The following is a 3,428-nucleotide window of genomic DNA, read 5'->3' as shown; positions in this document are numbered from 1 at the left end:
TTCGGCTGTGAAGCACGGTTAGATATAGAACGCATCTCCTTAAACGAAGATAGCCTCAAACACTAAACGAATCACAACGGTCTATATTGATCGCTTACGGAATAACTAACGCGCTATATAACTTTAAAGGTGGCGTAGGTAAAACGACAACGGCTGTCAACATTGCTCAATATTGTGCGCTTAATGGCTATAAAGTACTGATAATTGACATGGATAGCCAAGCGAGCACGAGTGCTCTTTTTGGTATAGTAGGTGATGGTGATCTCGATGCTTATGACACTGTGTTACCTTTTACTTTATATTCAGAAGAGACGACGCTTGATTATGCGATACGTGAAACTCATTTCGATAATCTGCATATCATCCCTGCTACGCAACATCTATCTAGTTCTGAATTTGAAGCTGTTACTCAGATTAGCAGCGGCGATGATGATCCACTTGAATATTTTCAACGACTGAAAGAAGGTATTGATACAGTTAGACATAACTATGATTTTGTTTTTGTAGACGCACCTCCTAGCCTTGGCATTATCGGCCTTCAAACACTTCTCAGTGTAGACAACATTATTATCCCCTGCCCTCCGCGTATGCTTGATTTTGTCAGTACTCGACAATTTCTCGAAATGGCAACTGAATATGTTTTTAAAGTAGCTGAAGGGAAGGTTTTTAATAGTATCAAAGTTATGGCGTCAATGTATGACCGCCGAAATACTAAGAGCAATGAATTTATAGAGGTTATGGAAGCTGTACTTGGTAGACATATGTATACGAACAGCATGCTTCATTCTGAATCCATTGATAATGCTTCAGCAGTGTTTCAAACACCATATGAGTCTGTTAAGCCAGATAAACGCATTACTGAAAACATGAAAGATTTATTCAACGAAATTATTACTGATTTAACAAGCTTGAATAGTTTCCAAAATAGTACAGATGAGAACGAGGTTTAACAGATGAGTAAGAAGACAAGTCATATGCGGAGTTTGCTTGATGTCATCAAAAGCGATGAAGAACAAAATACTAATCAACAGGAACGCGAACCACAGAACAAAAAAACGGTTAACCCTGCCGTTAACCTTGCCATGGGCGTTCATGAAAAGCGCCCTAAAGCTATCAAAGAGCCGGTACTACATTTAGAGCATGATCAAGTAAAAATCTTTAAATACCATGACAGACATAATAGTTCTCTTGTTACAGAACGGATAGCACAGTTACGCAAGTCTATTGAAGCTGATGGTCAGCATATTCCGGGCGTCGTGAGAAAAACAAATGAAACTACTAAAGATGGTCGTATTGTTTATGAGCTAATAGTAGGTAGACTCCGTTTTGAAGCATCTCGAACAGTGGGCTTTTTCAAGGCTTTTATTAAAACGCTTAATGATGCTGAAGCGGCTAAACTTATGTTTAGTGAAAACGAGGATAGAAATGACATCCTACCATTCGAACGATGGCTTTCTATTTTGCCTCTTGTTGACGACAAAGTTCTTACAGGAAAAGAAATAGCTGAAATGATTGGCTGGGACGCTGGTAATTTTGCTCGAACAATGAAGGCCAGAGATGCATATGATGCTCTAGGCCTTGCTGAAAAGTTGGTGGACGTTACTAAAGTAAAACTAAACCAACTTGTGCGAATCGGAAGTTTATACAAAGAGGACCCTCAAGCGTTATCTCAAGCTGTAGAAAAGATTAAGTCCAATTATCCTGATAGAAAAAACAATCTCTTTTTAAAGTCTGTTATTTCTGTTATTGAAGAGGAAGAGAAGCCTGTAAACAAAACAACCATACTAAACGGGTCAAAACTTAAAGTTAAACGGATTGGCAATAAAGTGACAATGACGTTTGAAGGTTTACCTCGTGAATCGAGTATAGATGAGATTGTTGCGGCTCTAAAGGATGTTGGTGGTTTACAATAATTACTATCTTTATCAACCATTAACTCTTGAAAAATTTACGGATTGTAATTTACAATCCGTTTTTTTGTCCTGCTGAAAAGTGACGATTGTAAATTACAATCCGATGTTTTGACCTGCTGAAAAGTGTCGATTGTAAATTACAATCCGATGTTTTGACCTACTGAGAAGTAACGATTGTAAATTACAATCCGATGTTTTGACCTGCTGAAAAGTGACGATTGTAAATTACAATCCGATGTTTTGACCTGCTGAAAAGTGACGATTGTAAATTACAATCCGATGTTTTGACCTACTGAAAAGTGACGATTGTAAATTACAATCCGATGTTTTGACCTACTGAGAAATGACGATTGTAAATTACAATCCGATGTTTTGACCGTAAGCGTCCGGCAATACCACCTATCGCTTAGCAAACTGCCATGGTAGCAGTTGCTCGATATCGACGTCGGGCTTGCTGAGTTCATCAAGGCAAGTCATCGCATACTCGAACACATTGAGGTCGTTAGCTTTAGCGGTTTCGATGATACTGTAGAGCATTGCGCTGGCGTTTGCGCCCGTGGCGGTTTGACTAAATAGCCAGTTTTTTCTGCCTATCACGAACGGTTTAATCGCGCGCTCAGCGCGATTATTATCAATCTTTAGTTGGCCGTCGAGTGTATAACGTACAAGCTTTTCCCATTGGTTCAAGCAGTATTGTATCGCTTCACCTAATTTGGTTTTCGGTAGCACTTGTTGAACTGATTTCATTAGCCATGCGTGAAGCTGATTGAGCAACGGCAGGCTCTTTTCTTGTCTGGTAAGGTAGCGCACTTCGACCGTTTTATCGTTTAGCTGCGTTTCGATGCGGTAGAGCTTTTGGATGTGATTGATTGCCCAATCTGCTTTTCCGCTGCCTTTCTTACCCGCACCTTTTTTGGCTTCCATGAACTTACGACGTGCATGTGCCCAGCAACCGATAAGGGTCGCTTGCGTTTGCTCGTAGCCTTGATAGCCGTCTACTTGCAGGTAGTCGTTATAGCCATTAAGGAAGTCGACTGCGCATTGCCCGGCGCGACTATTGTGATAATCGTACAACACGATATTGGATGTCGCTGTATCGGGGATATTATCGCTAGGTAAGTCAGCGCCACTGGCGTATAGCCACATATAACTATTCACTTTCTCAGACTCAACAACTTTAAGCGTGGTTTCATCCGCTGCGATAACAGGCTGCTTTAACAGATGTTGATGAAGCTGCTCGTAAAGCGGTTTAAACAACTCACCTTGCCCTGGGTGGCCTTCGGTACTTTTTCCGAACTGCTTGTGCTGGGCAACACGGAACTGTTCTTCTAAATAGGCAATCCGCGCGCTCTTCTCTTCAAGAAGCGCTTCAAGTTCAGCGATGCGGGATTGGTATTCTTTCTCGTTCATACCGCTATTATCCCGTATTAAGCTGCTGATTACCTTACATTATTAAGACTATTTCGTGATCGTTAATCGCTACTTATGATCACAGGTTATAAGCCGGATGCGTTG

General features: G+C 40.9%; 3 protein-coding genes. 2 read left to right on the top strand and 1 reads right to left on the bottom strand.

What is annotated here, in order from left to right:
* Positions 1–86 precede the first annotated feature (86 nt).
* Both MHM99_RS20895 and MHM99_RS20890 read left to right on the top strand, forming a co-directional pair.
* Complete coding sequence (locus MHM99_RS20895; protein ID WP_232380367.1) at positions 87–950, top strand: AAA family ATPase; 864 nt, start codon at positions 87–89, stop codon at positions 948–950.
* A gap of 3 nt (positions 951–953) precedes the next feature.
* Positions 954–1,913, top strand: a complete 960-nt coding sequence (locus tag MHM99_RS20890; RefSeq protein WP_187448086.1) for a ParB N-terminal domain-containing protein — start codon at positions 954–956, stop codon at positions 1,911–1,913.
* Positions 1,914–2,312: 399 nt separating this feature from the next.
* On the opposite strand, the gene MHM99_RS20885 is transcribed toward MHM99_RS20890, so the two are convergent.
* Positions 2,313–3,323: an IS66 family transposase gene (locus MHM99_RS20885; protein ID WP_343213298.1), complete on the bottom strand. Its 1,011-nt coding sequence runs from the start codon at positions 3,321–3,323 to the stop codon at positions 2,313–2,315.
* Positions 3,324–3,428 lie beyond the last annotated feature (105 nt).

It is taken from the genome of Alteromonas sp. MmMcT2-2 (assembly GCF_022348305.1).
In the GTDB taxonomy this organism is placed as follows: Bacteria; Pseudomonadota; Gammaproteobacteria; order Enterobacterales; family Alteromonadaceae; genus Alteromonas; species Alteromonas macleodii.
The sequence above is the reverse complement of the archived record's forward strand: the minus strand, read 5'-3'. Positions and strand labels throughout refer to the sequence as shown.

What these genes read in the sequence shown, in the direction of transcription:
- MHM99_RS20890 (WP_187448086.1), top strand. Translation starts at nt 954, where the DNA reads ATGAGTAAGAAGACAAGTCATATGCGGAGTTTGCTTGATGTCATCAAA.
- MHM99_RS20885 (WP_343213298.1), bottom strand. Translation starts at nt 3,323, where the DNA reads ATGAACGAGAAAGAATACCAATCCCGCATCGCTGAACTTGAAGCGCTT.